The sequence below is a fragment of the Hansschlegelia zhihuaiae genome (assembly GCF_004103825.1).
Classification (GTDB): domain Bacteria; phylum Pseudomonadota; class Alphaproteobacteria; order Rhizobiales; family Methylopilaceae; genus Methylopila; species Methylopila zhihuaiae.
Map to the genome: position 1 here is coordinate 158,938 of NZ_RYFI01000007.1, position 24,137 is coordinate 183,074.

General features: G+C 69.1%; 27 protein-coding genes. 11 read left to right on the forward strand and 16 right to left on the reverse strand.

Annotated features, from left to right (window positions below; translation table 11 throughout):
* On the reverse strand, nucleotides 1-1,833 hold a 1,833-nt coding region (locus tag EK403_RS09240), incomplete at its 3' end, for a DNA translocase FtsK (protein WP_245479607.1).
* 294 nt (nucleotides 1,834-2,127) lie between these two features.
* Here EK403_RS09240 and EK403_RS09245 point away from each other — a divergent pair.
* Nucleotides 2,128-3,702 carry a DUF1800 domain-containing protein gene (locus tag EK403_RS09245; protein WP_128777204.1) on the forward strand — a complete coding sequence of 525 codons (1,575 nt, stop codon included), beginning with the start codon at nucleotides 2,128-2,130 and terminating at the stop codon, nucleotides 3,700-3,702.
* Nucleotides 3,699-4,946, forward strand: coding sequence for a DUF1501 domain-containing protein (locus EK403_RS09250; RefSeq protein WP_128777205.1), 1,248 nt, complete (start codon nucleotides 3,699-3,701; stop codon nucleotides 4,944-4,946). Before EK403_RS09245 ends, EK403_RS09250 begins: the two co-directional genes overlap by 4 nt.
* Before the next feature lie 158 nt (nucleotides 4,947-5,104).
* Here EK403_RS09250 and EK403_RS23595 read toward each other — a convergent pair whose 3' ends face one another.
* From EK403_RS23595 to phaR, 11 genes are all read right to left on the reverse strand, one after another.
* Complete coding sequence (locus tag EK403_RS23595) at nucleotides 5,105-5,713, reverse strand: DMP19 family protein (protein WP_342633778.1); 609 nt, start codon at nucleotides 5,711-5,713, stop codon at nucleotides 5,105-5,107.
* Between the two features lie 55 nt (nucleotides 5,714-5,768).
* Entirely contained in the window at nucleotides 5,769-5,963 is a 195-nt protein-coding gene (locus EK403_RS09260; RefSeq protein WP_128777207.1) for a hypothetical protein, read from the reverse strand.
* Nucleotides 5,964-6,051: 88 nt separating this feature from the next.
* Nucleotides 6,052-6,933 carry a 3-hydroxybutyryl-CoA dehydrogenase gene (locus EK403_RS09265; RefSeq protein WP_128777208.1) on the reverse strand — a complete coding sequence of 294 codons (882 nt, stop codon included), beginning with the start codon at nucleotides 6,931-6,933 and terminating at the stop codon, nucleotides 6,052-6,054.
* 129 nt (nucleotides 6,934-7,062) lie between these two features.
* Nucleotides 7,063-8,007 carry an electron transfer flavoprotein subunit alpha/FixB family protein gene (locus EK403_RS09270; protein ID WP_128777209.1) on the reverse strand — a complete coding sequence of 315 codons (945 nt, stop codon included), beginning with the start codon at nucleotides 8,005-8,007 and terminating at the stop codon, nucleotides 7,063-7,065.
* Nucleotides 8,008-8,009: 2 nt separating this feature from the next.
* Nucleotides 8,010-8,759, reverse strand: a complete 750-nt coding sequence (locus EK403_RS09275) for an electron transfer flavoprotein subunit beta/FixA family protein (RefSeq protein WP_128777210.1) — start codon at nucleotides 8,757-8,759, stop codon at nucleotides 8,010-8,012.
* Nucleotides 8,760-8,925: 166 nt separating this feature from the next.
* On the reverse strand, nucleotides 8,926-9,855 hold the full coding sequence (locus EK403_RS09280; RefSeq protein WP_128777211.1) for a hypothetical protein: 930 nt from the start codon (nucleotides 9,853-9,855) through the stop codon (nucleotides 8,926-8,928).
* Nucleotides 9,856-9,898: 43 nt separating this feature from the next.
* Entirely contained in the window at nucleotides 9,899-10,639 is a 741-nt protein-coding gene (locus EK403_RS09285; RefSeq protein WP_128777212.1) for a rhomboid family intramembrane serine protease, read from the reverse strand.
* Between the two features lie 114 nt (nucleotides 10,640-10,753).
* On the reverse strand, nucleotides 10,754-11,317 hold the full coding sequence (locus tag EK403_RS09290; RefSeq protein WP_128777213.1) for a cob(I)yrinic acid a,c-diamide adenosyltransferase: 564 nt from the start codon (nucleotides 11,315-11,317) through the stop codon (nucleotides 10,754-10,756).
* Nucleotides 11,317-11,517, reverse strand: a complete 201-nt coding sequence (locus EK403_RS09295; protein ID WP_128777214.1) for a twin transmembrane helix small protein — start codon at nucleotides 11,515-11,517, stop codon at nucleotides 11,317-11,319. The genes EK403_RS09290 and EK403_RS09295 overlap by 1 nt, the downstream gene beginning before the upstream one ends.
* A 38-nt stretch (nucleotides 11,518-11,555) precedes the next feature.
* Nucleotides 11,556-12,065 carry a TspO/MBR family protein gene (locus tag EK403_RS09300; protein ID WP_128777215.1) on the reverse strand — a complete coding sequence of 170 codons (510 nt, stop codon included), beginning with the start codon at nucleotides 12,063-12,065 and terminating at the stop codon, nucleotides 11,556-11,558.
* A 52-nt stretch (nucleotides 12,066-12,117) separates the two neighbouring features.
* Nucleotides 12,118-12,717 (reverse strand): polyhydroxyalkanoate synthesis repressor PhaR, encoded by a 600-nt coding sequence (phaR, locus tag EK403_RS09305; protein WP_128777216.1) that lies wholly within the window; start codon nucleotides 12,715-12,717, stop codon nucleotides 12,118-12,120.
* A 367-nt stretch (nucleotides 12,718-13,084) separates the two neighbouring features.
* Here phaR and EK403_RS09310 point away from each other — a divergent pair, with 367 nt between their 5' ends.
* The 4 genes from EK403_RS09310 to yddG all read left to right on the forward strand — a co-directional run bounded on the left by EK403_RS09310 (nucleotide 13,085) and on the right by yddG (nucleotide 16,624).
* Nucleotides 13,085-14,266, forward strand: a complete 1,182-nt coding sequence (locus tag EK403_RS09310; RefSeq protein ID WP_128777217.1) for an acetyl-CoA C-acetyltransferase — start codon at nucleotides 13,085-13,087, stop codon at nucleotides 14,264-14,266.
* Between the two features lie 94 nt (nucleotides 14,267-14,360).
* Nucleotides 14,361-15,083, forward strand: coding sequence for an acetoacetyl-CoA reductase (gene phbB / locus EK403_RS09315; protein ID WP_128777218.1), 723 nt, complete (start codon nucleotides 14,361-14,363; stop codon nucleotides 15,081-15,083).
* 49 nt (nucleotides 15,084-15,132) lie between these two features.
* The gene (locus tag EK403_RS09320; protein ID WP_128777219.1) at nucleotides 15,133-15,687 is read left to right on the forward strand and encodes a chlorite dismutase family protein; all 555 of its coding nucleotides are present in this window, start codon (nucleotides 15,133-15,135) and stop codon (nucleotides 15,685-15,687) included.
* Between the two features lie 34 nt (nucleotides 15,688-15,721).
* Nucleotides 15,722-16,624: an aromatic amino acid exporter YddG gene (yddG, locus tag EK403_RS09325; protein WP_128777220.1), complete on the forward strand. Its 903-nt coding sequence runs from the start codon at nucleotides 15,722-15,724 to the stop codon at nucleotides 16,622-16,624.
* Here the strand turns inward: yddG and EK403_RS09330 are convergent.
* Together EK403_RS09330 and gloB are read right to left on the reverse strand one after the other, a co-directional pair.
* Entirely contained in the window at nucleotides 16,610-17,071 is a 462-nt protein-coding gene (locus tag EK403_RS09330) for a cupin domain-containing protein (protein WP_128777221.1), read from the reverse strand. The two genes, yddG and EK403_RS09330, sit on opposite strands and share 15 nt — an antisense overlap.
* Nucleotides 17,068-17,835: a hydroxyacylglutathione hydrolase gene (gloB, locus tag EK403_RS09335; protein ID WP_128777222.1), complete on the reverse strand. Its 768-nt coding sequence runs from the start codon at nucleotides 17,833-17,835 to the stop codon at nucleotides 17,068-17,070. Before gloB ends, EK403_RS09330 begins: the two co-directional genes overlap by 4 nt.
* Before the next feature lie 168 nt (nucleotides 17,836-18,003).
* Between gloB and EK403_RS09340 the strand changes: the two genes are divergently transcribed.
* From EK403_RS09340 to EK403_RS09350, 3 genes are read left to right on the forward strand one after another with little or no spacing between them, the layout of a single operon-like run.
* The gene (locus tag EK403_RS09340) at nucleotides 18,004-18,741 is read left to right on the forward strand and encodes an HXXEE domain-containing protein (RefSeq protein WP_164919556.1); all 738 of its coding nucleotides are present in this window, start codon (nucleotides 18,004-18,006) and stop codon (nucleotides 18,739-18,741) included.
* On the forward strand, nucleotides 18,738-19,895 hold the full coding sequence (locus EK403_RS09345) for an AAA family ATPase (protein ID WP_128777224.1): 1,158 nt from the start codon (nucleotides 18,738-18,740) through the stop codon (nucleotides 19,893-19,895). The genes EK403_RS09340 and EK403_RS09345 overlap by 4 nt, the downstream gene beginning before the upstream one ends.
* A 48-nt stretch (nucleotides 19,896-19,943) precedes the next feature.
* On the forward strand, nucleotides 19,944-20,702 hold the full coding sequence (locus EK403_RS09350; protein ID WP_128777225.1) for a methyltransferase domain-containing protein: 759 nt from the start codon (nucleotides 19,944-19,946) through the stop codon (nucleotides 20,700-20,702).
* Here EK403_RS09350 and metW read toward each other — a convergent pair.
* Entirely contained in the window at nucleotides 20,689-21,354 is a 666-nt protein-coding gene (metW, locus tag EK403_RS09355) for a methionine biosynthesis protein MetW (protein WP_128777253.1), read from the reverse strand. The genes EK403_RS09350 and metW overlap by 14 nt on opposite strands.
* A 139-nt stretch (nucleotides 21,355-21,493) precedes the next feature.
* On the opposite strand from metW, the gene EK403_RS09360 reads away from it, so the two are divergent.
* Nucleotides 21,494-22,609, forward strand: coding sequence for a calcium:cation antiporter (locus EK403_RS09360; protein ID WP_128777226.1), 1,116 nt, complete (start codon nucleotides 21,494-21,496; stop codon nucleotides 22,607-22,609).
* 15 nt (nucleotides 22,610-22,624) lie between these two features.
* On the opposite strand, the gene EK403_RS09365 is transcribed toward EK403_RS09360, so the two are convergent.
* Nucleotides 22,625-22,909: a hypothetical protein gene (locus EK403_RS09365; protein ID WP_128777227.1), complete on the reverse strand. Its 285-nt coding sequence runs from the start codon at nucleotides 22,907-22,909 to the stop codon at nucleotides 22,625-22,627.
* A 187-nt stretch (nucleotides 22,910-23,096) separates the two neighbouring features.
* Here EK403_RS09365 and EK403_RS09370 point away from each other — a divergent pair, with 187 nt between their 5' ends.
* Complete coding sequence (locus tag EK403_RS09370) at nucleotides 23,097-24,128, forward strand: aspartate-semialdehyde dehydrogenase (protein ID WP_128777228.1); 1,032 nt, start codon at nucleotides 23,097-23,099, stop codon at nucleotides 24,126-24,128.
* Nucleotides 24,129-24,137: the final 9 nt, after the last annotated feature.

The window sequence follows — 24,137 nt, forward strand, 5'->3', positions numbered from 1 at the left end:
CGCCTTGATGGTGCCCGTGATGACGTCGACCGACGGCCGCTGGGTCGCCATCACGATGTGGATGCCTGCGGCGCGCGCCATCTGGGCGAGCCGCTGGATCGCGCCTTCGATGTCTTTCCCTGCGACCATCATCAGGTCGGCCATCTCGTCGACGATGACCACGATGTAGGGAAGCGCGGTCAGGTCCATGACCTCGTCTTCATAGGTCGGCTGGCCGGTCTCCTTGTCGAATCCGGTCTGCACCGGCCGCACCACCGTCTCGCCGCGCGCCTTGGCTTCGGCCGCCCTTGCGTTGAAGCCGTCGATGTTGCGGACGCCGAGCTTCGACATCTTTCTGTAGCGGTCCTCCATCTCGCGGACCGCCCATTTCAATGCGATCACCGCCTTCTTCGGGTCGGTGACGACAGGGGTCAGAAGGTGCGGGATGCCCTCATAGACCGAGAGCTCCAGCATCTTGGGATCGACCATGATGAGCCGGCATTTTTCCGGCGAGTGCTGGTAGAGCAGGCTCAGGATCATGGTGTTGATCGCGACCGACTTGCCCGAACCCGTGGTGCCGGCGACCAGCAGATGCGGCATGCGGGCGAGGTCGGCGATGACCGGCTCGCCGCCGATCGTCTTGCCGAGGCAGACCGGCAGCTTGTGCTGGGTGCCGCTGAAGGCGGGGCTCTCCAGCAGCTCGCGCAGATAGACGGTCTCGCGCCGGGCGTTGGGCAGCTCGACGCCGATGACGTTGCGCCCTTCGACCACCGCGACGCGCGCCGACTTCGCGCTCATCGAACGCGCGATGTCGGAGGCGAGCGCGATGACCCGGCTCGACTTCACGCCGGGCGCGGGCTCGAGCTCGTAGAGCGTGACCACGGGCCCGGGATTGGCGTCGATGATCTCGCCACGGACGCCGAAATCCTGCAGCGTCTGCTGCAGCTTGACCGAGTTCTTCTCGAGCGCCTCCTCGGAATGCTCGGGCGACGGCTCAGAGTCCGTCGGCATGGTCAGGAGATCGAGCGAGGGCGGCTGGTAGGCGGCGCTGACGGGCGGACGGGCCGCGGCCGCGGCGTGGGGGCGCAGCGCGGGCTCGGCGCGGGGCCGGGCGAGAGGCTGGGAGGCAGGAGCCGGCGGAGGCGCAGGCTGGATGGCGGGCGCAGGCTTCGGGGCCTCGATCTCGCTCTGCTCCGACGTCGCGGCCGGACGCCGGCGGACCGGCGCGGGCGTAGCCGCCCGTTCGCCGCCCCAGTCGAAGGTCGCGCGATAGGTCACGGGCGCGAAGCTCGTGAAGGGCTGCCCGAGCGAGCCGGTCAGCACAGAGCCGACCACATCGGCCTCGCGGGCCTGCGGGGCGGCGTCGACCTCCGTCCGCGGGTCGTTGTCCTGCTCCACGGGCTGCGGCGCGACGTCGCCATCGCCGATCTGGATCGCCTCGGCGAGCCGTCGGATCGGCTCGGGCGCGATGCGCGGCCGCCGCACGCCCGGAAACGCCATGCCGGCGATCGCGTCGGCGGCCGTCTGCGGATCAATCGGCTGGGCCTCCTCTGCGCCCTCGGGCACGCGCTGGCGGCCGCGCAGAATGCTGTCGGGGGTGCGGGTGAAGCGGGTGTTCGGGCCGCTGGCGAAGGGCTGCAGCCAGCTCGGCGTCGCGTTCGGCTCGGGCCATTGGCGCGGCCGCGCGGCGACCGAATCGCCCATCGCTTCGGGCTCGGCGCCGGTGCGGGCGCGCCGCGCCTTCAGCACGCTGTCGGGCGTGCGGACCGAACGCACCGAAGGCCGCGTCCCGGCTGCGGCGGCCGCCCCTTGCGCGGTCTCGTCGGAAGCGGGCGGACGGCCTGAAAAACGCATGACTGACCTCAATTCCAGGCGGCCTCCAGCCGCCGATCACCGCCCTCAGTTAATGGAGATCAGCGTTAAGGAACGGTGCAGCAGGCGGCGGAGAGCGGCGCTCGCTCCCGATCGGGAGGCCCGAACCGCGGCCTTTCCACAGGTGATCGCAGGGCGCCCCGCCGCGGCGCGTTTCAGCGGTCGGAAGCCGATCGCGCGAAGGGCCTATCGGCATCGTGCGTCGCGCGAGACGAGCGGAGCGCCTATCATGCCGCCTATGACCGACATGACCCGACGCCTCCTGGAGCGCGCGCCATGACAGTCCGACCCGCCGACCGGGAGCTGTTCGAGGCCCAGATCGCGCTGAGCCGCTTCGGCCTCGGAGCCCGCCCGGGCGACGTGGCGCGGATCGCCAGCGACCCGCGCGGCGCCGCGAAGGCCGAGCTTCTGGCGCGCGACGCCGCGCTGCTGCGCGACCCCTATCTGGTCTCGACCGAGGAGAGCGCCCGCAACTTCATCGAGCGCAAGACCATCCGGGCGATGCGCAACGGCCGCGAGATCAAGGGCACGCGCCAGGTCGTGGCCGACATGATGCGGGCCGAGGGCCGGCTGCCGCCCGAGAAGAAGGACGCGAAGCCCGAGCCTGCCTCCGCGAAGCGCGGCTCGGACGACGACATGGACATGGGCGGCGGCATGGACCGCCGGAAGGCCGCCCGCGAGGACATGAAGGGCGGCTCGGAGGGCGAGAAGCGTCGCCGGCAGGCGGCCGCCGCCAACCTGCCCGACCCGCCGCGCTCGCCGCTCGGCGAGGAGGCGGCCGCCCGCTATGTCCATGCGCGCAAGGTCGATGTCGGCTTCGTGGAGCGGCTCGTCCAGTTCTGGGGCAACCACTTCACCGTGTCGTCGCGCGGCGGCGTCTATGTCGGCTGGATCGCCGGCGCCTTCGAGCGCGAGGCGATCAGGCCGCATGCGCTCGGCCGCTTCTCCGACATGCTGCTCGCCGCGACCCGGCATCCGGCGATGCTGATCTATCTCGACAACGACACCTCCTTCGGCCCGAAGAGCGAGGTTGGCGAGCGGCGCAACAAGGGGCTCAACGAGAACCACGCCCGCGAGCTGCTCGAGCTCCACACGGTCGGGGTCGACGGCGGCTACCGGCAGGAGGACGTGATCGCGCTCGCCAAGGCGCTGACCGGCTGGCGGCGCGTGCGCCGGCCGGACGCGAAGAACCACGGCGCCTTCGAGTTCGACGACCGGGCGCACGAGCCCGGCCCCCAGACCGTGATGGGCAAGGTCTACAAGCAGGACGGGGTCGAGCAGGGCGAGGCGATCCTCGCCGACCTCGCGCGCAAGCCTTCGACCGCGACCCATGTGGCCCGCCGGCTCGCCACCGCCTTCGTGGCCGACGATCCGCCGCCCGCTTTGGTCGACCGGCTCGCCCGGACCTTCCGCGAAACCGACGGCGACCTCAAGGAGGTGTCGCTCGCTCTGATCTCCTCCGACGAAGCTTGGGACGCCCCACGCATGAAGATGCGCTCGCCGCAGGAGTTCGTGTTCGCGAGCCTGCGCGCCTGCGGCGCGGGCGTCGAGCCGGAGTTGCTGACCAAGGGCCTGAAGACGCTGGGCCAGCCCTTCTGGGGCGCGACCTCGCCCAAGGGCTATTCGCTGCTCGGCCGCGACTGGATCGCGCCCGACGCGCAGACCAACCGGCTCGACCTCGCGGTCGACATCGCGCGCGAGCGCGCCGACGACGTCGACCCCAACGGGCTCGCCGAGGATCTGCTCGGCGGCGTCATGAGCGACGAGACCAGGACCGCGGTGAAGCGCGCGGGCTCAAGGGAGCAGGCGCTCGCTTTGCTGCTCATGAGCCCCGAGATGCAGCGGAGATGACCATGACCGACATCCGCGACCGGGATTCCCTCGTCTGCTGCGACCGCCGCCTCTTCCTGGCCGGCATGAGCTCGCTGACCGCGGCCCTGATGCTGCCGCGCATGGCTTCCGCGGCCGGGGCGCGCGATCCGCGCCTGGTCGTCGTGATCCTGCGCGGCGCGCTCGACGGGCTGTCGGCCGTGCCGCCGGTCGGCGACCCGTCCTATGAGGGTCTCAGGCCCGACATCGCGCTCAAGCTCGCGGGACCGAACGGCGCGCTCAAGCTCGACGACACATTCGCGCTCAATCCCGGCCTCTCGCGGCTCCACGCCATGGTGAAGCGCGGCGAGGCGCTGGTCGTCCACGCGGTCGCGACGGGCTATCGCGACCGCTCGCATTTCGACGGCCAGGACGCCCTCGAGAACGGCACCTCCTCGGCCAAGGCGCTCGACACAGGCTGGCTGAACCGCGCGGTCGCGGCGATGCCGGCGGCCGGGCGCGCTCAGCCGGTGAAGGGCCTTGGGATCGGCGCGAGCGTGCCGCTCATCCTTCGTGGACCTTCCCCAACCGTGTCCTGGGTTCCGCCGAGGCTCGACACCGCCAAGGCCGACACGATCGACCGGCTCGCCGCGCTCTACGCCGCGCGTGATCCGGAGCTCGCCAAGGCGCTCGAGGCCGGGATCGAGATCGACCGCATGGCGACTGTCGGGAACAAGGAGACGGGCGCGGCCCCCGGCCTGAGCCGGCTCCAGCAGAACTTCGTGCAGCTCGCCCAGGGCTGCGCCCGGCTGATGGCCGGCTCCGGCGGCCCGAGGGTGGCGGCGCTGAGCTATGACGGCTGGGACACCCACACCAAGGAGGGCGCGGGCGACGGCCGGCTCGCCCAGCTGCTCGGCGGCCTCGACCTCGCGCTCGACAGCCTGCGCACGGGCCTCGCCGACGCCTGGAAGGACACGGCCGTCGTGGTGATCACGGAGTTCGGCCGCACCGCCCGCGAGAACGGCGCGGACGGCACCGACCACGGCAACGGCACGGTCGCGTTCCTGCTCGGCGGGGCGGTCAAGGGCGGCCGCGTGATCGCCGACTGGCCGGGCCTGAAGGAGCGCGATCTCTTCGAGGGCCGCGACCTCGCGCCGACCACCGACCTGCGCGCGATCCTCAAGGGCGTGCTCGCCGACCACCTCGGCGTGCCGGCCGGCGTTCTGGCCGACAAGGTGTTCCCGGGCAGCGAACGAATCGCGCCGGCCAAGGGGCTGATGGTCTGAGCGCAGAGCAAGCCGCACGGCGTGGTCCTGCGTGCGTCGAGACGCCGCCCTTTACGCCTTCATCAGCGGCAGGAGGTGCATTCTTTGTGCGACCGCGGTTCCCGCGACAAGCAAAAAGCTGCTTCCAGCGATCACCAAATATTCGAACGTCCGAGGTGTCAGTGTGTACCGCGCTCGCATCGACTGACCAGTCCATGCTGTTTGGCATAGGCGGTTAAACGCTCTCCAAGCTGGTCGGGATCCTTATAGAATTCCTTGTCTAGGCGATCTAAGTGTGACTCTCTCCTATGTTGCTGTGACAGGTGAGGAGCTTTTGAACTCATGATCCGCCAACGATCCGCTTGATCGGCTGGAGGGCCGTCTCGGCCAAACAACGTATTTGCTGCCTCTCGGACGAGCTTGAGCGACTGCAACGCTCTAATCTCTCTTAACCCTTCAACGGCAATCCAATTGTAATCACTTGAGCTATTAAAGAAATACTGATCAAATCCACCATTATACACCTCTTTCTCCAGCAGATTTATTGCGAAATATACTCTCTCCTCCTTGGACAAAGACGCGAGGCCGCGGTCGTCAGAACTTCTCTTGACCAAGAACGTCCAGAGTTCTCGTGCTGGGTCATACGCCTTCAAGCTGTCATAGTAGGCTCGGGACGCCTCGAGGCTCTTCCTGATGCCTCGCTTGCACGCCATGCATACGCCGCCGGTGTCTTCGGCGGTCGTCGGCAGTATCAGCGCGCCACACTCTCGGCATGGAACCTTTTCCATAAGGACCCAAAGCTGGTAGCCCGCTTCACCAAACCAAAAACTCGGAAGAGCTCGCTCAGGCCACCCTATCGAGCGACTCGCCTACGCCAGGCGCGGTCAGCGCCTTCGAGGTTTCGACCGACTGGGCGACCATGTCGGCGATCATCTCGGTCTGCTGGTTGTTGATCTTGATCGCGGCGATCGCGAAACCGTCGCGGGTCTGGCCCGCGGACGAGGCGACCGCGGAGGCGGCGAGCGACGAGACGTCCATTTTCTGCCCTCCTGCGGCGGCGATCCGGCGCAGGATGGCGCTCAACCCCTCAATCGATCTTTAACGCCCGCGCGGAAACCCGCCCGGATCAGCGCGTGGGGACCGGGTGCTCGCCGCGATAGTCGTAGAAGCCGCGCTGGGTCTTCCGGCCGAGCCAGCCGGCCTCGACATATTTCACGAGCAGCGGGCAAGGCCGGTATTTCGGGTCGGCCAGCCCCTCATGCAGCACCTGCATGACCGAGAGGCAGGTGTCGAGGCCGATGAAGTCGGCGAGCTGGAGCGGCCCCATCGGGTGGTTGGCGCCGAGCCGCATCGCGGTGTCGATGGCGTCGACCGAACCCACGCCCTCGTAGAGCGTGTAGATCGCCTCGTTGATCATCGGCAGCAAGATGCGGTTGACCATGAACGCCGGGAAGTCCTCGGAGACCGCGACCGTCTTGCCGAGCCTGTCGATCAGCTGCCTGGCGCTGTCGAAGGTCTCGTCCTCGGTCGCGATGCCGCGGATCAGCTCGACGAGCTGCATCAGCGGCACCGGGTTCATGAAATGAATGCCGATGAAGCGCTCCGGCCGGTCGGTCGAGGCGGCGAGCCGGGTGATCGAGATCGACGAGGTGTTGGTCGCCACCATGGTCTCGGGCCTGATCAGCGGACAGAGCTCGGTGAAGATCTTCCGCTTGACCTGCTCGTCTTCGGTCGCGGCCTCGATGACGATGTCGCACTCGTCGAAGCCCTTCAGGCCCTCGACCGGCGTGATGCGCGCGAGCGCCGCCTTGCGGTCGGCGTCGGTGATCGCGCCCTTGCCGGTCTGGCGCTGCATGTTGCCGTCGATGGTGTGCAGGCCCGTCTCGGCGCGCTCGAGCGTGACGTCGCTCAGCACGATGTCGAGGCCCGCGAGCGAGCACACATGGGCGATGCCGTTTCCCATCTGGCCGGCGCCGATGACGCCGATCTTCTGAATGTTGCTCGGCATTGCTCCGATGGTCCTTATGCATGCCAACCGCGCGCGGCCGGGCGATCTTACGTGCCGCGCCGCACAACGCCAGCGCTGCGTCGGCTCACTCGACCAAAGTCGAGGCCCGGCGCCGGCGCCGCTCCGGGCTCACTTGCCCGCCTTGGCGAGCTCTTCCCTGAGTTCCGGCACGGCGGTGAACAGGTCGGCCACGAGGCCGTAGTCGGCGACCTGGAAGATCGGGGCCTCCTCGTCCTTGTTGATCGCGACGATGACCTTCGAGTCCTTCATGCCGGCGAGATGCTGGATCGCGCCCGAGATGCCGAGCGCGACATAGAGCTCCGGCGCCACCACCTTGCCGGTCTGGCCGACCTGCTGGTCGTTGGGGGCGTAGCCCGAGTCGACCGCGGCCCGCGAGGCCCCGATCGCGGCGCCGAGCTGGTCGGCGAGCGGCTCGATGACCTCCTTGAACTTCTCGGCCGAGCCCATGGCGCGGCCGCCCGAGACCACGATCTTGGCGGAGCCGAGCTCCGGCCGGTCGGATTTGGTGAGCTCCTCGCCCACGAAGCTCGACAGGCCGGGATCCTCGGCGGCCGAGATTTCCTCGACCGCGGCGGAGCCGCCCTCGCCCGTCGCTTGGAAGGCCGCGGTGCGCACCGTCACGATCTTCTTCGGCTCGGAGCACTTCACGATCTGGAGCGCGTTGCCGGCGTAGACCGGACGCTCGAAGGTGTCGGGCGCCTCGACCTTCGAGATGTCGGAGACCTGCATGACGTCGAGCTTGGCGGCCACGCGGGGGAGAATGTTTTTCCCTGTCGTCGAAGACGACGACACCAACGCGTCATAGCCGTCCATCAGGCCGATGATCAGCGCCGTGAAGGGCTCCGCGAGGCCGTGGGCGTAGTGGTCGCCGGACGCGACCAGAACCTTCTCGACGCCTTCGAGCTTCGCGGCCTGTTCGGCCGCGCCCTTCGGGCTCTTGCCGGCGACGAGGATGTGGACCGGGGTCCCGATCTGGACCGCGGCGGTCAGCGCCTTGGCGGTGGCGTCGCCGAGCGTGTCTTCGTGATGGTCCGCGAGCAGCAGGGTCGCCATGGTCAGAGCACTCCGGCTTCGTTCTTGAGCTTGCTGACGAGCTCGGCGGCCGAGCCGACCTTGGCGCCGGCCTGCCGCTTCGGCGGCTCGGAGGTCTTCAGGATCTCGAGCCTCGGAGCTGCGTCGACGCCGAGGTCGGACGCGGACCTCTCGTCGATCGGCTTCTTCTTGGCCTTCATGATGTTGGGAAGCGAGGCGTAGCGCGGCTCGTTGAGGCGCAGATCCGTGGTCACCACCGCTGGCAGCTTGAGCGAGACGGTCTGCAGGCCGCCGTCGACCTCGCGGGTGACCGAGACGCCATCGCCGTCGGGCGCGACCTTGGACGCGAAGGTGCCCTGCGGCCAGTCGAGCAGGGCTGCGAGCATCTGACCGGTCTGGTTGCAGTCGTCGTCGATCGCCTGCTTGCCCATGATCACGAGGCCGGGCTTCTCGTCCTCGACGATCTTCTTGAGGATCTTGGCGACGCCGAGCGGCTCCACCGGACCGTCGACCTTGACCAGGACGCCGCGGTCGGCGCCCATCGCGAGGCCGGTGCGGATCGTCTCGGCGGCCTGCGCCGGACCGACCGACACCACCACGACCTCCTCGGCCTTGCCGGCCTCCTTGAGCCGCAGCGCCTCCTCGACGGCGATCTCGTCGAAGGGGTTCATCGACATCTTGACGTTTGAAAGCTCGACGCCCGAGCCGTCGGATTTCACCCGGATCTTGACGTTGTAGTCGACAACTCGCTTGACCGGCACCAAGACCTTCATCGGGCGTCCACCTCGGGAAACTGCTTTTTGGTCCGCTCGGGGCCCACGCGAAACGCGGCGGGCGGCGGAGACGCGCCTGAGAACAGGCGGCCGAGAGCGGCGGACAGTAGGTGCCGCCACGGGGCCAAGTCAACGCCGAGTGTGCGCTGCGAAAAGGTCCGAAAGTCTAAGGATTCCGTGACCCGGCCGGCTGCGGTCGCTCCTTGAGCGAGCCTCCCGCCTGACCCTGCGGCGCCGCCCGCACCAGCCGCACCGGCTCGAACCCCGCCCGCTTCTTCCAGACCAGCAGACCGTCCCTGCCGTGCTCGAGCGCGCCGTAGAGCACAGCCCGGACGCCGCGGGCCATCGGCTCGTCGCCGTCGAGCAGCCAGCGCGTCAGCTCGAGGTGCAGCAGGACCATGACGTTCGCGCCGAGATGGTCCGCATGCCCCATGATGTCGGCGTAGTGGACCACGCCGCCGCGGCGGTTGACCTTCACATAGGCGACCAGCCGCTCATCCACCGCGACCGCCCCTTGAGCATGTCCCGGCTCCGGCAGGAAGACGCCCCACCATTGGGTCCAATGGTTGTCGCAGGACGGGCGCTTGAGCTTCGCGGGCCGGTCGGCGGGGGCTGCGATGTCGCCAGGCTTCAGGAACCAATAGTCCAGCACCGGGCCGCCCGCGCGGGTCTTCATCGAGGTCTTCACGGCGTGCACGTCGTAGACGTGTCCCGAAAGCGCGAAGCGCTTGACCGAGTACCCGGCCTCCCGCGCCTTGCGGGCCTTCGGCAGGGTTCGGGAGGACCGCTTCCTGACGAGCGCCTCATAGGCGGCGTAGTCCGGGAACCGGGTGAGATCGACCGCGGTCGGCGTGACGCGGAGCGCGCGCGCCAGACCCGTCTCGGGCGCGCCGCCGGGCGGCTCAAGATAATGGTCGACCGTGACGCTGCGGGCCTTGGGGTCGAACCGGCAGCCGGGCGAGCAGCTCGGGACGCGGCCGGGGTCGATCGCGACGATCGGCAGCGGGTCGGAGGGCGACACGCCGAAGGCGGCGAGGCGCGAGCGGCGCAGAGCAAGCGCGCGCACAGGCTCGGCGAAGCCGCGATAGAGTCTCAACGAGAGCGATCCGGCGGAGATCATGATGCGGACCGGCCGCCGGTCAGGCCGGACCTTCCACGGCCCGCTCCCCGCGGCGCTGGATGCGCGCCCTGAGGTCGCGGTCGAACAGGCGGACGTCGGGCCGCTTCAGCGCGACCACGAGGGCCGCGCCGGTGAGGAACCCGCCGACATGCGCCCACCAGGCGACCTGCGACGCGCCGCCGGCGATCAGCGCGTTGCCGGCCTGGAACACGATCCAGGCGCCGATGATCCAGAAGGCGCGGAGCCGGAGCGGCAGGCGGTAGAACAGCAGCACCCAGACCTTCACCTGCGGATGCAGCATCACATAGCCCGCGACCACGCCGGCCACGATGCCCGACGCCCCGACCAGCGGCGCGTCGGAGCTTGCGGCGCCGGCCGCATGGGCGAGCCCGGCGCCGACCCCGCACAGCAGCAGGAAGGCGAGGTAGCGCGCATGGCCGAGATCGTCCTCGACATTGTCGCCGAACACCCAGAGGAACAGCATGTTGCCGGCGAGATGCAGCGCGCCGCCATGCAGGAAGAGCGAGGTCACGAGCGTCGCCCAGGCCGGCACGATCGCATAGTCGGCCGGCAGCACCGCCTCGCCGAACAGCACGCTCGGGATCAGCCCGAACGACACCGCGGCGCCGGCGCGCTCCGGCGCGAGCCAGCCGGACTGGAAGACCACGAAGATGAGCGCGCAGGCCGCCATGAAGCCATAGGTGACCCATGGCCGCCGAATTCGGCGCACCGGCGCGTCGTCCAGGATGGGGACGAACATCGGCGTCAGATCTCGTTCGGCGGAACCGCCCTTTCGTCCGCCCTCTCGAATAAGTATGGCGAGCGTGCGACGGACCCGAAAGAACCTGATCGCGTCCGGGCGCAAATATCCCTGTCAGCGTGTCTTTCCGGGCGCCCACAGCACGTCGCCCTCGGCGAGGTTCGCGACCCGCGCGGCGACGAACAGGAGGTCCGAGAGCCGGTTGACGTAGCGCCGCGCGGGTTCGGACACCGGCTCGCGCTCGGCGAGCGCAGTGATGAGCCGTTCCGCCCGGCGCGCGATCGTGCGCGCGGCGTGCAAATGGGCGGCGAGCGGCGTTCCGGCCGGCAGCACGAAGGATTTGAGCGGTTCGAGCCGGGCGTTCAGGGCGTCGATGTCGCTTTCCAGCCGTTCGACCTGGGAGGCGACGATCCGCAGCGGCTCGTAGCCGAGGTCCTTGCCGTCGTCGGGCGTCGCAAGGTCGGCGCCGAGGTCGAACAGCTCGTTCTGGATGCGGGCGAGCAGCGCGTCGGTCTCGGGGTCGGCGTGGAGCCGGGCGAGGCCGATCGCGGCGTTGGTCTCGTCGACGACGCCGAACGCCTCGATCCGCAGATCGTGCTTCGCGCGCCGCGGGCCGGCCGCCAGCCCCGTCGTGCCGTCGTCGCCGGTGCGGGTGTAGATCTTGTTGAGCTTGACCATCAGGGTCGTTGGCCCATCACCCAGATGGTCGCCATGATCACCACGATCGCGACGAACTGCAGGATCACGCGCCAGCGCATCAGCTTCTGCGACGTGTTCATGTCGCCGCCGCGCATCATGTTGACGAGGCCGAGCACCAGCACGATGGCGACGGCGACGATCGCGATCGGCACGAGATAACCGGACATGGCGTCAGCCATCGGCGAAGCGCCTCGCTTGCAGGTTGGCGGCCGGGGCGTCAGCCGTTGAGCACCAGGATCGCGGCGTTCAGCACGCCCGCGAACGCCACCCAAGCCACATAAGGGTAGAGCAGCGCCGCCGCGACCCTGTCGATGGGACGAAACCGCGCGACCGTCCAAAGGATGCTCAGAAAGAACGGGACGATCTCGATCATCCCGAGCAGCGGCGATCGGGCGGCGAAGAACGCGAAGGACCACAGCGCGTTCAGCCCGAGCTGGACCGCGAAAGCCGTCAGCGCAGAGCGCCGCGCGGCCCCCTCGGACAGCATGACGACGCGCCACAGCGCGACAGCCATCAGGGCGAACAGGATCGACCACGCGATCGGGAACGCGACGTTGGGCGGGTTGAACCAGGGCTTTTCGAGACCCGCGTACCAGGGTGCGAGGTTCGGCTGAGTGGCGATCGAGCCCAGTTGAGCCGCGCCGAAGCAGATCGCGAGCGCCGCCGCCAGTGCTACAAGCGAGCGCGGCGACAGCCAGCGGGGACGGGGGTTTGCAAGCATGGTCATCGGCGGGAGCTAGGGCGGACCGCCTCGGCGCGAAGACCCCGCTCCCGGCGGCTCAGCCCTTGCCGGCCGCGCCCATCTTGCCGATCAGGTCGCGCATCTCCGCCATCTCGCGCCGCAGCTCCTCGAGCTCGCCCTGGGAGCGGGTCTCGCGAGGCGCCTCGGGCGCGGCCGCCGGCTCCTGCGTCTCGGCGCCCGGCTGGCCGGGAAACACCGAGAACATCCGGAAGGCGCGCTCCATCATGGCGACGTTGGCGCGCATCTGCTCCTCCATCGCGTTCTGGAAGGGCCCCGCCGCGCCAAGCGAGGACAGCGCCTCGCGCATCTTGCCCTGGTCGCGGGTCAGCGCGCCCATCGACAGCTCGAGATATTTGGGCACGAAGCTCTGGACCGAGTCGCCGTAGAACCGGATCAGCTGCCTAAGGAAATTGATCGGCAGCAGGTTCTGGCCCTTGTTCTCCTGTTCAAAGATGATCTGGGTCAGCACCTGGTGGGTGATGTCGTCGCCGGTCTTGGCGTCGACGACCTGGAAGTCGTCGCCCTTCTTGACCATCGCGGCAAGGTCTTCGAGCGTGACGTAGGTGCTCGTGCCGGTGTTGTAGAGCCGGCGGTTGGCGTACTTCTTGATCGTCGTCGGATCGTTGCTGCCCGCCATGCGCGGTGGTCTCCCCAAACGGGACGCCGTCGGCGGCGTCCCGCAGGCGCGGGATGCCCGAAGCGGCGGAACGATAGGGCGAATTCGCGCTGCAGGCCACTTTTTTGTGCAGTGCGGAGTTGAACCTTCGGCGGAGCGCGGAACGGCCATGCGCTTTCGCCCGAACGACGCCGTCTTGGTGACGTATCTACACGTCCCGCAAAACGTCTCGCATCTCGGCCGAAGCCTTCGAAATGCGGCCGGAAATCCGGGCGGCACATCGACTTAAGGTCGTCTTGACGCTCACCGGGCCGGCGCCCATTAACCGATCTCACCGCACGTCCTGCAGGCCGTCCCGCCCGCATCCTCCAAATCAGGAGTGTCCTTCATGTCCGAGACCGACGTCGTCATCGTTGGAGCCGCGCGCACGCCGGTCGGATCGTTCTCGGGCGGGCTGTCGAGCCTTCCGGCGCACGAACTCGGCAAGATCGCGATCAAGGCCGCTCTGGAGCGCGCCGGAGTCGATCCCAGGGAGGTTTCGGAGACGATCCTCGGCCAGGTGTTGACCGCCGCGCAGGGCCAGAACCCGGCGCGCCAGGCGTCGGTCGCGGCCGGCATCCCGATCGAGGCTGCAGCCTGGGGCGTCAATCAGGTGTGCGGCTCGGGCCTGCGCGCCGTCGCGCTCGCCGCGCAGGCGATCGCCCAGGGCGACAGCGACATCGTAGTCGCGGGCGGCCAGGAGAGCATGAGCCAGTCGACGCATGCGGCGCATATGCGCGCCGGCACCAAGATGGGCGACGTCAAGTTCATCGACACGATGATCAAGGACGGCCTGTGGGACGCCTTCAACGGCTACCACATGGGCACGACCGCCGAGAACGTCGCCCAGAAGTGGCAGATCACCCGCGAGCAGCAGGACGAGTTCGCGGTGGCTTCCCAGAACAAGGCCGAGGCCGCCCAGAAGGCCGGCAGGTTCAAGGACGAGATCACGCCCGTGACGATCTCGACCAAGAAGGGCGACATCGTCGTCGACGCCGACGAGTACATCCGTCATGGCGCGACCATCGACGCCATGACCAAGCTGCGTCCGGCGTTTTCGAAGGACGGCACGGTGACGGCCGGCAACGCCTCCGGCATCAATGACGGCGCGGCCGCGCTGGTGGTGACTTCGGCGTCGCGCGCGAACGCGAAGGGGCTGAAGCCGATCGCCCGCATCGTGAGCTGGGCCCAGGCTGGCGTCGACCCGTCGCTGATGGGCTCGGGCCCGATCCCGGCCTCGCGCAAGGCGCTCGAGAAGGCGGGCTGGTCGGTCGGCGACCTCGACCTAATCGAGGCCAACGAGGCCTTCGCGGCGCAGGCCTGCGCGGTCAACAAGGATCTCGGCTGGGACACGTCGAAGGTCAATGTCAATGGCGGCGCGATCGCGATCGGGCACCCGATCGGCGCCTCCGGGGCGCGCGTGCTGGTGACGTTGCTGCACGAGATGATCAAGCGCGACGCCAAGAAGGGGCTGACGACGCTGTGCATCGGCGGCGGCATGGGCATCGCCATGTGCGTCGAGCGCGACTGAGCAGGGCTTTCGACGCGCGGGTCCCGCAGGCCCGCACGTCCCGGAACGGGCGGCGACAAGCCCGTCGCTTCAGCGATTTCATGGGAGGACTGACATGGCGCGCGTGGCGCTCGTCTCCGGCGGAACCCGGGGCATCGGAGAGGCGATCTCGATCGCGCTCAAGAAGGCCGGCTACACGGTCGCCGCGAATTATGGCGGCAACGACGAGAAGGCGAACGCCTTCACGGCGGCGCATGGGATCGCCGTGTTCAAGTGGGACGTCGGCGACCCCAAGGCCTGCGAAGACGGGATCAAGAAGGTCGAGGCCGAGCTTGGCCCGGTCGACGTCCTGGTGAACAACGCCGGCATCACCCGCGACGGCATGTTCCACAAAGCGACCTTCGAGCAGTGGCGCGAGGTGATGTCGACCAATCTCGACTCGATGTTCACGATGACCAGGCCCGTCATCGACGGCATGCGCGAGCGCGGCTTTGGCCGCATCATCAACATCAGCTCGATCAACGGCCAGAAGGGCCAAATGGGACAGGCCAACTATTCGGCCGCCAAGGCCGGCGTGATCGGCTTCACCAAGGCGCTCGCGCAGGAGAACGCCAAGAAGGGGATCACCGTGAACGTGATCGCGCCGGGCTACATTGCGACCGAGATGGTGATGGCGGTGCCCGAGAAGGTCCGCGAGCAGATCATCGCGACGATCCCGGTGGGACGGCTCGGCCATGCCGAGGAGATCGCCGACGCCGTGGTCTATCTCGCGGGCGACGGCGCGGGCTTCATCACCGGTTCGACGCTGACCATCAATGGCGGTCAGTACATCGCCTGAGACGTCCTGACCGATTGCGCATGGGCGCGGCAGGCCTCGTAATCGTGGCATGCCGCGTCCTCTTCACGTCAGCTTCGCGTTCGGCCCGTCAGGCGAATGGCGCGTCGACGACGTCCGTCCCGTCATCGGCGAGGGCATTCCCAAGGCCGAGCGGATGTCCGTGACGGAAGGCGACTCGATGCTGCAGGCCGGCGCAGCCTTCACGCTGCGCGGCGCCACCAGCAACGCCCGCTACGCCGGCAGATCCGAACTCGACGCGCTCGCCGCCCGCCAGGAAGGGTTGTCGCGCCCCTCCGCGACCCGGGCGGCGCTGATCCCGATCCGCAAGACCGAAGCCTGGTGGGCGCTCGCGCAGGACGAGCGCCGCGCCATCATGGAGGAACGCTCGCGCCATATCGCGATCGGCCTCGACTATCTGCCGGGCGTCGCGAGACGCCTGCACCACAGCCGCGAGCTCGGCGAGCCCTTCGACTTCCTCACCTGGTTCGAGTATGCGCCCGAGCACGCCGAGGCCTTCGAAACGCTGGTGCGCCGGCTGCGCGAGACCGACGAGTGGGCCTATGTCGACCGCGAGGTCGACGTCAGGCTGAGCCGGGACGGCTGACGCGGGCGACGCGGCCCCGTATAGAAGCCGCGCCATGGCCTCCTCCCGCGCCACCATCGTCGGCCTCGTCGCCATCCTGCTCTGGTCGACGCTTGCGCTGCTGACCGCCTCGACCGGCGCGACGCCGCCCTTCCTGCTGACGGCCCTGACCTTCGCGATCGCCGGATCGGCCGGCCTTGCGGTCGCGGCGAACCGGCCCGCGGGCCTCGCGGCGCTGCGCCAGCCGCCGCTTGTGTGGCTGCACGGCGTGGGCGGATTGTTCGGCTTCCACTTCTTCTACTTCACGGCGCTGAAGCTCGCGCCGCCGGCCGAGGCGAGCCTCGTGGCCTATCTCTGGCCGCTGCTGATCGTGCTGTTCTCGGCCATGCTTCCCGGCGGCCGACTCGCGGGGCGCCACATCCTGGGCGCGGCGCTCGGGCTCGCCGGCACCGCCCTGCTGGTCGGGGGGCGCTCGGGCGGCTTCGGGTTCGAAACCGAGCATCTGGCGGGCTACGCGTCGGCCGCCGCCTGCGCGGTCGCCTGGGCGGCCTATTCGGTGACCGGGCGGCTGTTCTCGAAGGTCCCGACCGAGGCGGTGGCGGGTTTCTGCCTCGCGACCGCGGCGCTCGCAGCGGCCTGCCACCTCGCGCTGGAGCCGACCGTCTGGCCCGCGGGCGTGGGCGAATGGCTCGCCGTCCTCGGCCTCGGCCTCGGGCCGGTCGGGCTCGCCTTCTTCGCCTGGGACGTCGGGATGAAGCATGGCGACGTCGCGACGCTCGGGGTCGCGGCCTACGCCGCGCCGCTGGTCTCGACGCTGCTGCTGGTCGCCTTCGGCTACGCGCAGGCGAGCCTGTTGCTAGCCGGCGGCTGCGCGCTCATCGTCGGCGGGGCCCTGGTCGCGACGCTCTTCGGACGACGGCGCCCGCGGACCGCCGAGCCGGCGTCACCCGGCGCCTGAGGGGCGCGGCGTCGGCCGCCAGTCCGGCGGGGCCATCTCGAAGCCGGAGAACTCGAAGGCCGGAGCGACCGTGCAGCCGACCAGCGTCCAGGCGCCGAGCGACTCCGCCGCCTGCCACCAGTTCTCGGGCACCACGAGCTGCGGCCGCTCGCCCGCCGAAAGATTCAGGCCGAGGCGATGGGTTTCGGCGTCGTGGCCGTCGGCCGAGAGCGTCAGCGCGAGCGGCCCGCCGGCGTAGAAATGCCAGACCTCGACCGCGTCCACGCGGTGCCAGGCCGAGACCTCGCCGGCCGCCAGCAGGAAGTAGATCCCGGTCGAGCGCGAGCGGCCGTCGGCGTCGGTCGCGGGGTCCCGGAAGGTCTCGAGAAAATGGCCGCCCTCTGGGTGGGGCTGCAGGCCGAGCAGCGCGATGACGTCGGCGGCCGAAAGCGCCTCTATCGCGCTCATCCGCGGTTCTTCCGCTCACGCAGCTCCGCGAAGACGGCGGCCGGATCGTCGGCCGAAAGCCCGACGGCCGCCGCCACCTTGTCCTCGGCGGCGCGCAGGAAGACGTTGGTGGCCTTCTCGGCCCCGATCGTGGTCGGCACGGTCGGCTTCCGCTCGGCCCGCGCGGCCTCGACCTTGGCGAGCCGGGCGCCGATCGCGGAATCCTGCGGCAGCACCGAGGCGCAGAACTTGGCGTTGGACAGCGTGTATTCGTGTCCGCACCAGACCTGCGTCTCGTTCGGCAGCCGCGCGAGCTTCGACAGCGAGTCCCACATGGCGGCGGGAGTGTCCTCGAACAGCCGCCCGCAGCCCATGACGAACAGCGTGTCGCCTGCGAACAGCCATTTCTCCGTCGGCTCGAAGAACACGACATGGCCCTTGGTGTGGCCCGGCGTCGCGATCGTCTCGAACCTCCACGGCCCGATCTCGGCGGCGTCGCCCTCGTCGAGCGGCCGGTCGAGTCCGGGGATCGACGAGGCCTCGCCCTTCGGCCCGTAGACGGTCGCGCCGTATTCGCCCTTGAGTTCGGTCAGCCCGCCGATGTGGTCGGCGTGCTTGTGGGTGATCAGGATGTCGGTCAGCCGCCAGCCCTTGTCGTCGAGCGCCTTGCGGATCGGCGGCGCCTCCGGCGCGTCGACGAGGACGACCGAGTCGGACGCCGGGTCCTTGATCAGCACCGCGTAATTGTCGGACAGGCAGGGGACGAGGACGATGTCGGCAGGCATGGCGCTTTGTTTCAGTCCCGGCACGGCTGAATAGACATTCAGCGCTATGAGGATGAGGGCTACCGGAGTGAGCTTGGCGAGACGGCCCGGGCGAACCTCATGGCGATGGTCTGCGCCGCGCCGAAGAAGTTATTTCTCCGAAGCGATTCACCCTTAAGCTGGCGCGCCATGGCGCCATTCGCAACCACCTGGCCATGGATCGGCCTCGGCGCCGCCGGCATCCTGCTGATCCTGCTCGCCGCCGGGAACGGCCTTCAGACCGACCGCAGCGTTTCGCGCTGGCGGGACATGACATGGCTCGTCTGGCTCGGGGTCGCGGCCTATCTGCTGCACCAGTTCGAGGAGCACGGCGTCGACCTCCTCGGCGAGCCCTACGCCTTCCGCGGCGAGCTCTGCGCGACTTTGGGCTTCCGCGACGCGGCCTCCTGCCCCATCCCGTTCTCCTTCATCACCGCCGTGAATGTCGGCTCGGTCTGGGGCGCGGGACTGATCTCGGCGCTGCTCGCGCCGCGCCGGCCGCTCATCGGACTCGCCTTCTTCGCCATCCCGCTGGTCAACCTGTTCGCCCATGTCGGGCCGGCGGTCGTGGCCCGCCATTACAATCCCGGCCTGCTGACGGCCGTGGCGATCTTCCTGCCGCTCAGCCTCTGGACGCTTTTCGTCGCCGCGCGACGCTACGGGGCGGGACTCCGCGCGATCCTCGCGACGGCGTTGGCGGGCGTCGTCGTGCATGCGGTTCTGATGGGCTCGCTGATCGCCTATCTTCATTCCTGGTTCGGAGAGGCGACGCTCGCGACGATCCAGATCCTCAACGCATGCGTGCCGGCGGGACTGATGTGGCTGGCGACCCGGGGCGTCGCATCGCCCCCCGGCGCCCGACTTAGCCGGCTGTCGGAAACGGCATGATCACGCGGCTCTGCGTCTCCGGCTATCGCTCGCTTCGCGACGTCAGGCTGACGCTCGGGCGCCTCAACGTCGTGACCGGGCCGAACGGCAGCGGCAAGTCGAGCCTCTACCGGGCGCTCAGGCTGCTCGCCGACGTCGCGCAGGGGCGGATCATCCAGTCGCTCGCGACGGAAGGCGGCATCCAGTCGACGCTATGGGCCGGCCCCGAATCGTTCTCGCGCGGCATGAAGCGCGGCGAAACCGACATTACGGGCGTCGTGCGCAGCGGGTCGATCTCGCTCAAGCTTGGCTTCGCGGGCGAGGATTACGGCTATGCGATCGACCTCGGCTTTCCGCCCCAGAAGCCGCCGAGCCTGTTCAACCTAGATCCGCACATCAAGGCGGAGGCGCTCTGGACAGGCGAGTTCCTCGGCCGTTCGAACGCCTTCGCCCTGCGCAACGGGCCGGGAGTCCGGATCCGCGACGGGTCGGGTGGCTGGGGTCAGGCGATGACCAGCCTCGCCTCCTTCGACAGCATGATGACCCATTGCGCCGACCCCAAGGACGCCGTCGAGCTGCTTGTGCTGCGCGAGCGCATGCGGCAGTGGCGCTTCTACGATCATCTGCGCGCCGACCGTGACGCGCCCGCCCGCCGACCACAGGTCGGCACCTACACGCCGGTGCTCGACGGCGAGGGCGCCGATCTCGCGGCCGCCTTCGGCACGATCCAGGAAATCGGCGACGCAGAGGGACTTGCCGCGGCGGTGAACGACGCCTTTCCTGGTAGTCGGGTCGAGATCGTCTCCAACGGTGGCTGGTTCGACCTCGAGATGCGCCAGCACGGCCTGCTCCGGCCGCTCAAGACGGCCGAGCTGTCCGAGGGCACGCTGCGCTATCTGCTGCTGATCGCCGCGCTGATGTCGCCGCGTCCGCCGGCGCTCATGATCCTCAACGAACCGGAGACCAGCCTGCATCCCGACCTGCTTGCCGCCCTGGCGCGCCTGATCGCTCTCGCGTCGGAGCGGTCGCAGATCGTGGTCATCTCCCACGCGCTCCCGCTCGTCGAGGGGCTCGGCGCCTCGGGCGCGCGGCGGATCGAGCTGCGAAAAGAGCTCGGCGAGACGCTCGCGGACGACGGCGACGACCCGCCGCGCTGGTCCTGGCCCGCGCGATGACGGGGTCGTGACGTCGAAAGATTCACGTCGTCCCCTTAAAACAGTCCCATGGCCCTCGACGTCGTCGACCTCCGCGATTTCTACGCCCGCCCGCTCGGCGAGCTCGCCCGGCGCATCCTGCGGGCGAAGCTGCGCGCCCGATGGCCGGACGTGCGCGGGGCCCGCGTGCTCGGGGTCGGCTTCGCCACCCCCTATCTCGGCGTGTTCCGCGACGACGCCGAGCGGCTGCTCGCCTTCTGTCCGGCGCAGATGGGCGTCGCGGCCTGGCCCGCCGAGCGGCCCAACGCCGCCGCGCTGGTCGAGGACGGCATGTGGCCGCTGCCCGACGCCGCGCTCGACCGGATCGTCGCTGTGCATGCTTTCGAGACCAGCGACAACGCCGTGGAGCTGCTGCGCGAGGCCTGGCGATGCCTCGCGCCCGGCGGCCGGCTGATCGCGATCGCCCCGAACCGGCGCGGCGCCTGGGCGCAGTCCGATGCGACGCCGTTCGGCCACGGCCGGCCGTTCAGCCGCAGCCAGCTGACCGACCTTTTGCGCGAGGCGCTGTTCGCGCCCGAGGGCTGGGACGAGGCGCTGTTCATGCCGCCGATGGAGCGGCGGCTGATGCTGCGATCGGCGCTCGCCTTCGAGCGGATCGGCTCGAAGCTCTGGGGACCTTTCGCCGGGGTCCACATCGTCGAGGCGACGAAGCAGGCGATGCGCGCGATCCCCGCGCGCTCGGCCCGTCGCGTGAAGGTCGCGCCGGCGCTGAGGCCCGCGGCCGTCGGGGTGCCCGCTCCCGCCCCGCGCGGGCTCACGAGCGCCTGAGCAGAAACACCCCCTGCGCGCCGAACAGGTTCCAGAACCACCAGGGGGCGTTGACCCTGACCGGCCGCCCCGTGGCGTCGAGCGCGACCGCGCGCTCCATCTGCGCGCCCAGCAGGCCGACGAGGTCGACGAAGTCGCGGATCGTGCAGAGATGGATGTTGGGCGTCTCGTACCAGGCGTCGGGCAGGTTGGCGTTGGTCGGCATGCGGCCTTCGGCGAGGAACTGGAGGCGCGTCCGCCAATGGCCAAAATTCGGGAACGAGACCACCGCCCGCCGGCCGATCCTCAGAAGATCCTCGACCACCTGCTTCGGCCGCCGCGTCGCCTGCAGCGTCTGGGACAGGATGACGTAGTCGAAGGCGTCGTCGGGGTAATAGGTGAGGTCGGTGTCGGCGTCGCCCTGCACGACCGACAGGCCGTGCGCCACCGAGGCGTTCACGCCCGACTGCGACAGCTCGATGCCGCGGCCGTCGACGCCGCGCTCCTTGATCAGCAGGCGCAGCAGCGCGCCGTCGCCGCAACCGACGTCGAGCACGCGCGAACCCGGCTGCACCATCTCGGCGACCAGCAGATGATCGGGCCGCGGGGCGGCCGCGAGCGTCTCGGTCGACGGGATATGGTCGGGAGCGAGGCTGTGGGCCCCTGACGCCATGACGTCCATTTTACGTTCTCGCCACGCGGTTCCGGCTGGACGAAGGGCGCCGGCGGACTAAACCCGAGCCTGGATTAAGTCATTCCCCGCATTCCCGCAAAGACCGGCGAGACGGCGACGCCCGTCTTGAAGGAGCATCATGCCGACCCACCACGCCGCAAGGCTGCCGATCTCGAGCTGGGCCTTCCCGGTCGCGGGCCTCGGATTCTTCGCCGTGATCACGGCGCTCGGGCTCGGCAAGAGCTTTTCGGGCTCCGCCGCGGACGTCGCGGTCGCGGTGATCCTCATGCCGATCCTGTTCGGCGCGGTGTTCGCAGCCGTCCATCACGCCGAGGTGATCGCGCATCGCACGGGCGAGCCGATCGGCACGCTGGTGCTGACGATGGCCGTGACCGTCATGGAGGTCGCGGTGATCGGCTCGGCGCTGATCGGCGACGAGGGCAACCCGGCGCTCGCGCGCGACACTATCTTCGCCGTGGTGATGATCGTGGTGAACGGGCTGGTCGGCTTCTGCATCCTGACCGGCGGGCTGCGGCACCGCGAGCAGAACTTCAGGGTCACCGGCGCCAACGCCTATCTCGCGGTGCTGATCCCGCTCGCCGCGCTGTCGCTCGTGCTGCCGAACCACACCTCTGGCGCGCCCGGCGGGGCCTATTCGGTGAGCCAGCTCGCCTATGTGGCGGCCGCCACCCTCGCGATCTACGCCGCCTTTCTCTACACGCAGACCGTGCGGAACCGGGAGTATTTCTCGGTCGTGATCGAAGGCGACGAGGAAGCCGACCGCGCGCACGTGCCAAGCGAACGGGACACCGCCGTTTCGCTCGCCCTGCTCGTCCTGTCGCTCGCCGCCGTGATCCTGCTGTCCAAGGCTTTCACTGGCGCGGTCGAGTTCGGCCTGTCGCGCGCCGGGGCGCCCGACGCGGTCGCGGGCGTGATCGTCGCCATGCTGATCCTGCTGCCGGAGTTCACGGCCGCGATCCGCGCTGCGCGAGCCGACAAGATCCAGAAGAGCATCAACCTCTCGCTCGGCTCGGCCTGCGCCACGATCGGGCTCACCATACCGGCGGTCGCGGTCATCTCGATCCTGTTCGGCGCGAGGCTCGAGCTCGGGCTTCAGGCCAAGGACACGGTGCTGCTGCTGGTCACGGTCGCGGTCGCGCTGCTCACCTTCGGGACGGGGCGGACCAACATCCTTTATGGGTTGATCCACCTCGTCCTGTTCGCGACCTACGGCTTCCTGCTGTTCGCGCCCTGACGGGCGACGCGCCTGTCAGTACCCGGGCAGGTCGAAGGTCGCCGGCAGCGGGTAGCGCGCGAACGAGATGCTGTTCCGCTGCTGGAAGAACGGCTGATACTGGGCCGAGGTCGCGCGCGCGGCGGGGCTCGCCGAACCCGGATTGGGCGTCGTGCGGGTGTTGAGATAGCTCGGCGCCTTGCGGATCGTGACCGACACGCCATCATCTTGCGCGAATGCGGGCGCCGCGCCGACCGGGACCGCGACAGCCGTGGCGAGCGCCGCGGCGACAACCCATCTGCCAAGCTTCACGGACATCATCTGGCCCTCCTGGCGCCATATCGCCATATTTCGCGGAACGCCGGAAGGGCTGTTTTGGTTGCGGCGCGGAATGTCGGACACGGAACGTTGAAATCGCCCGCGTTTCACGTCATGGAACCGTCGCGGCCGTGAAGGGTCGTACTTAAGACGAAGGTCCGGCGTCCTCGCCGGGCCGATGGAGCTTCAAATGGGCTATCGGATCGCCGTCGTCGGCGCCACGGGCAATGTGGGCCGCGAAATGCTGAACATCCTCGACGAGCGGGAATTCCCGGTCGACGAGCTCGTCCCGCTCGCCTCGCGGCGGAGCCTCGGGACGGAGGTGTCGTTCGGCGACCGAACTTTGAAATGCCAGGCGCTCGAGCAGTTCGACTTCTCGAAGACCGACATCTGCCTGATGTCGGCCGGCGGCGCCGTGTCCAAGGAGTGGAGCCCGAAGATCGCCAAGGCCGGCGCCATCGTGATCGACAACTCCTCGGTCTGGCGCATGGACCCGGACGTGCCGCTCGTGGTGCCGGAGGTCAACGCCGACGCGGTCGCGGGCTATGCGAAGAAGGGCATCATCGCGAACCCGAACTGCTCGACCGCCCAGCTCGTCGTCGCGCTGAAGCCGCTGCACGACGCGGCCAAGATCACGCGCGTCGTGGTCTCGACCTACCAGTCGGTCTCAGGCGCCGGTAAGGACGCCATGGACGAGCTCTGGAACCAGACCAAGGGCATCTACGTGAACCAGTCGCCCGAGCACGAGGGCGGCAAGTTCCCGAAGCAGATCGCGTTCAACGTCATTCCTCACATCGACGTCTTCATGGAGGACGGCTTCACGAAGGAGGAATGGAAGATGGTGGCCGAGACCAAGAAGATCCTCGACCCGAAGATCAAGCTGACCGCCACCTGCGTGCGCGTGCCGGTGTTCGTCGGCCATTCGGAGGCCGTCAACATCGAGTTCGAGAACCCGCTCTCGGCCGACGAGGCCCGCGATATCCTGCGCGAGGCGCCGGGGATCCTGGTCGTCGACAAGCGGGAGCCCGGCGGATACGTGACGCCGGTCGAGTGCGTCGGCGACTTCGCGACCTACGTGTCCCGCATCCGCGAGGACCCGACCGTCGACAACGGGCTCGTGCTGTGGTGCGTGTCCGACAATCTCCGCAAGGGCGCAGCGCTGAACGCGGTCCAGATCGCCGAATGCCTCGCCAATCGCGGCCTGCTCAAGCAGGCGGCGTGACCGAAAGCC

Bases quoted from the DNA above. Each gene is read 5' to 3' on its own strand.
- EK403_RS09245 (WP_128777204.1), top strand. From the start codon at position 2,128: ATGACAGTCCGACCCGCCGACCGGGAGCTGTTCGAGGCCCAGATCGCG.
- EK403_RS09250 (WP_128777205.1), top strand. From the start codon at position 3,699: ATGACCATGACCGACATCCGCGACCGGGATTCCCTCGTCTGCTGCGAC.
- EK403_RS23595 (WP_342633778.1), bottom strand. From the start codon at position 5,713: ATGGAAAAGGTTCCATGCCGAGAGTGTGGCGCGCTGATACTGCCGACG.
- EK403_RS09260 (WP_128777207.1), bottom strand. From the start codon at position 5,963: ATGGACGTCTCGTCGCTCGCCGCCTCCGCGGTCGCCTCGTCCGCGGGC.
- EK403_RS09265 (WP_128777208.1), bottom strand. From the start codon at position 6,933: ATGCCGAGCAACATTCAGAAGATCGGCGTCATCGGCGCCGGCCAGATG.
- EK403_RS09270 (WP_128777209.1), bottom strand. From the start codon at position 8,007: ATGGCGACCCTGCTGCTCGCGGACCATCACGAAGACACGCTCGGCGAC.
- EK403_RS09275 (WP_128777210.1), bottom strand. From the start codon at position 8,759: ATGAAGGTCTTGGTGCCGGTCAAGCGAGTTGTCGACTACAACGTCAAG.
- EK403_RS09285 (WP_128777212.1), bottom strand. From the start codon at position 10,639: ATGTTCGTCCCCATCCTGGACGACGCGCCGGTGCGCCGAATTCGGCGG.
- EK403_RS09290 (WP_128777213.1), bottom strand. From the start codon at position 11,317: ATGGTCAAGCTCAACAAGATCTACACCCGCACCGGCGACGACGGCACG.
- EK403_RS09295 (WP_128777214.1), bottom strand. From the start codon at position 11,517: ATGGCTGACGCCATGTCCGGTTATCTCGTGCCGATCGCGATCGTCGCC.
- EK403_RS09300 (WP_128777215.1), bottom strand. From the start codon at position 12,065: ATGACCATGCTTGCAAACCCCCGTCCCCGCTGGCTGTCGCCGCGCTCG.
- phaR (WP_128777216.1), bottom strand. From the start codon at position 12,717: ATGGCGGGCAGCAACGATCCGACGACGATCAAGAAGTACGCCAACCGC.
- EK403_RS09310 (WP_128777217.1), top strand. From the start codon at position 13,085: ATGTCCGAGACCGACGTCGTCATCGTTGGAGCCGCGCGCACGCCGGTC.
- phbB (WP_128777218.1), top strand. From the start codon at position 14,361: ATGGCGCGCGTGGCGCTCGTCTCCGGCGGAACCCGGGGCATCGGAGAG.
- EK403_RS09320 (WP_128777219.1), top strand. From the start codon at position 15,133: ATGCCGCGTCCTCTTCACGTCAGCTTCGCGTTCGGCCCGTCAGGCGAA.
- yddG (WP_128777220.1), top strand. From the start codon at position 15,722: ATGGCCTCCTCCCGCGCCACCATCGTCGGCCTCGTCGCCATCCTGCTC.
- EK403_RS09330 (WP_128777221.1), bottom strand. From the start codon at position 17,071: ATGAGCGCGATAGAGGCGCTTTCGGCCGCCGACGTCATCGCGCTGCTC.
- gloB (WP_128777222.1), bottom strand. From the start codon at position 17,835: ATGCCTGCCGACATCGTCCTCGTCCCCTGCCTGTCCGACAATTACGCG.
- EK403_RS09340 (WP_164919556.1), top strand. From the start codon at position 18,004: ATGGCGCCATTCGCAACCACCTGGCCATGGATCGGCCTCGGCGCCGCC.
- EK403_RS09345 (WP_128777224.1), top strand. From the start codon at position 18,738: ATGATCACGCGGCTCTGCGTCTCCGGCTATCGCTCGCTTCGCGACGTC.
- EK403_RS09350 (WP_128777225.1), top strand. From the start codon at position 19,944: ATGGCCCTCGACGTCGTCGACCTCCGCGATTTCTACGCCCGCCCGCTC.
- metW (WP_128777253.1), bottom strand. From the start codon at position 21,354: ATGGCGTCAGGGGCCCACAGCCTCGCTCCCGACCATATCCCGTCGACC.
- EK403_RS09360 (WP_128777226.1), top strand. From the start codon at position 21,494: ATGCCGACCCACCACGCCGCAAGGCTGCCGATCTCGAGCTGGGCCTTC.
- EK403_RS09365 (WP_128777227.1), bottom strand. From the start codon at position 22,909: ATGATGTCCGTGAAGCTTGGCAGATGGGTTGTCGCCGCGGCGCTCGCC.
- EK403_RS09370 (WP_128777228.1), top strand. From the start codon at position 23,097: ATGGGCTATCGGATCGCCGTCGTCGGCGCCACGGGCAATGTGGGCCGC.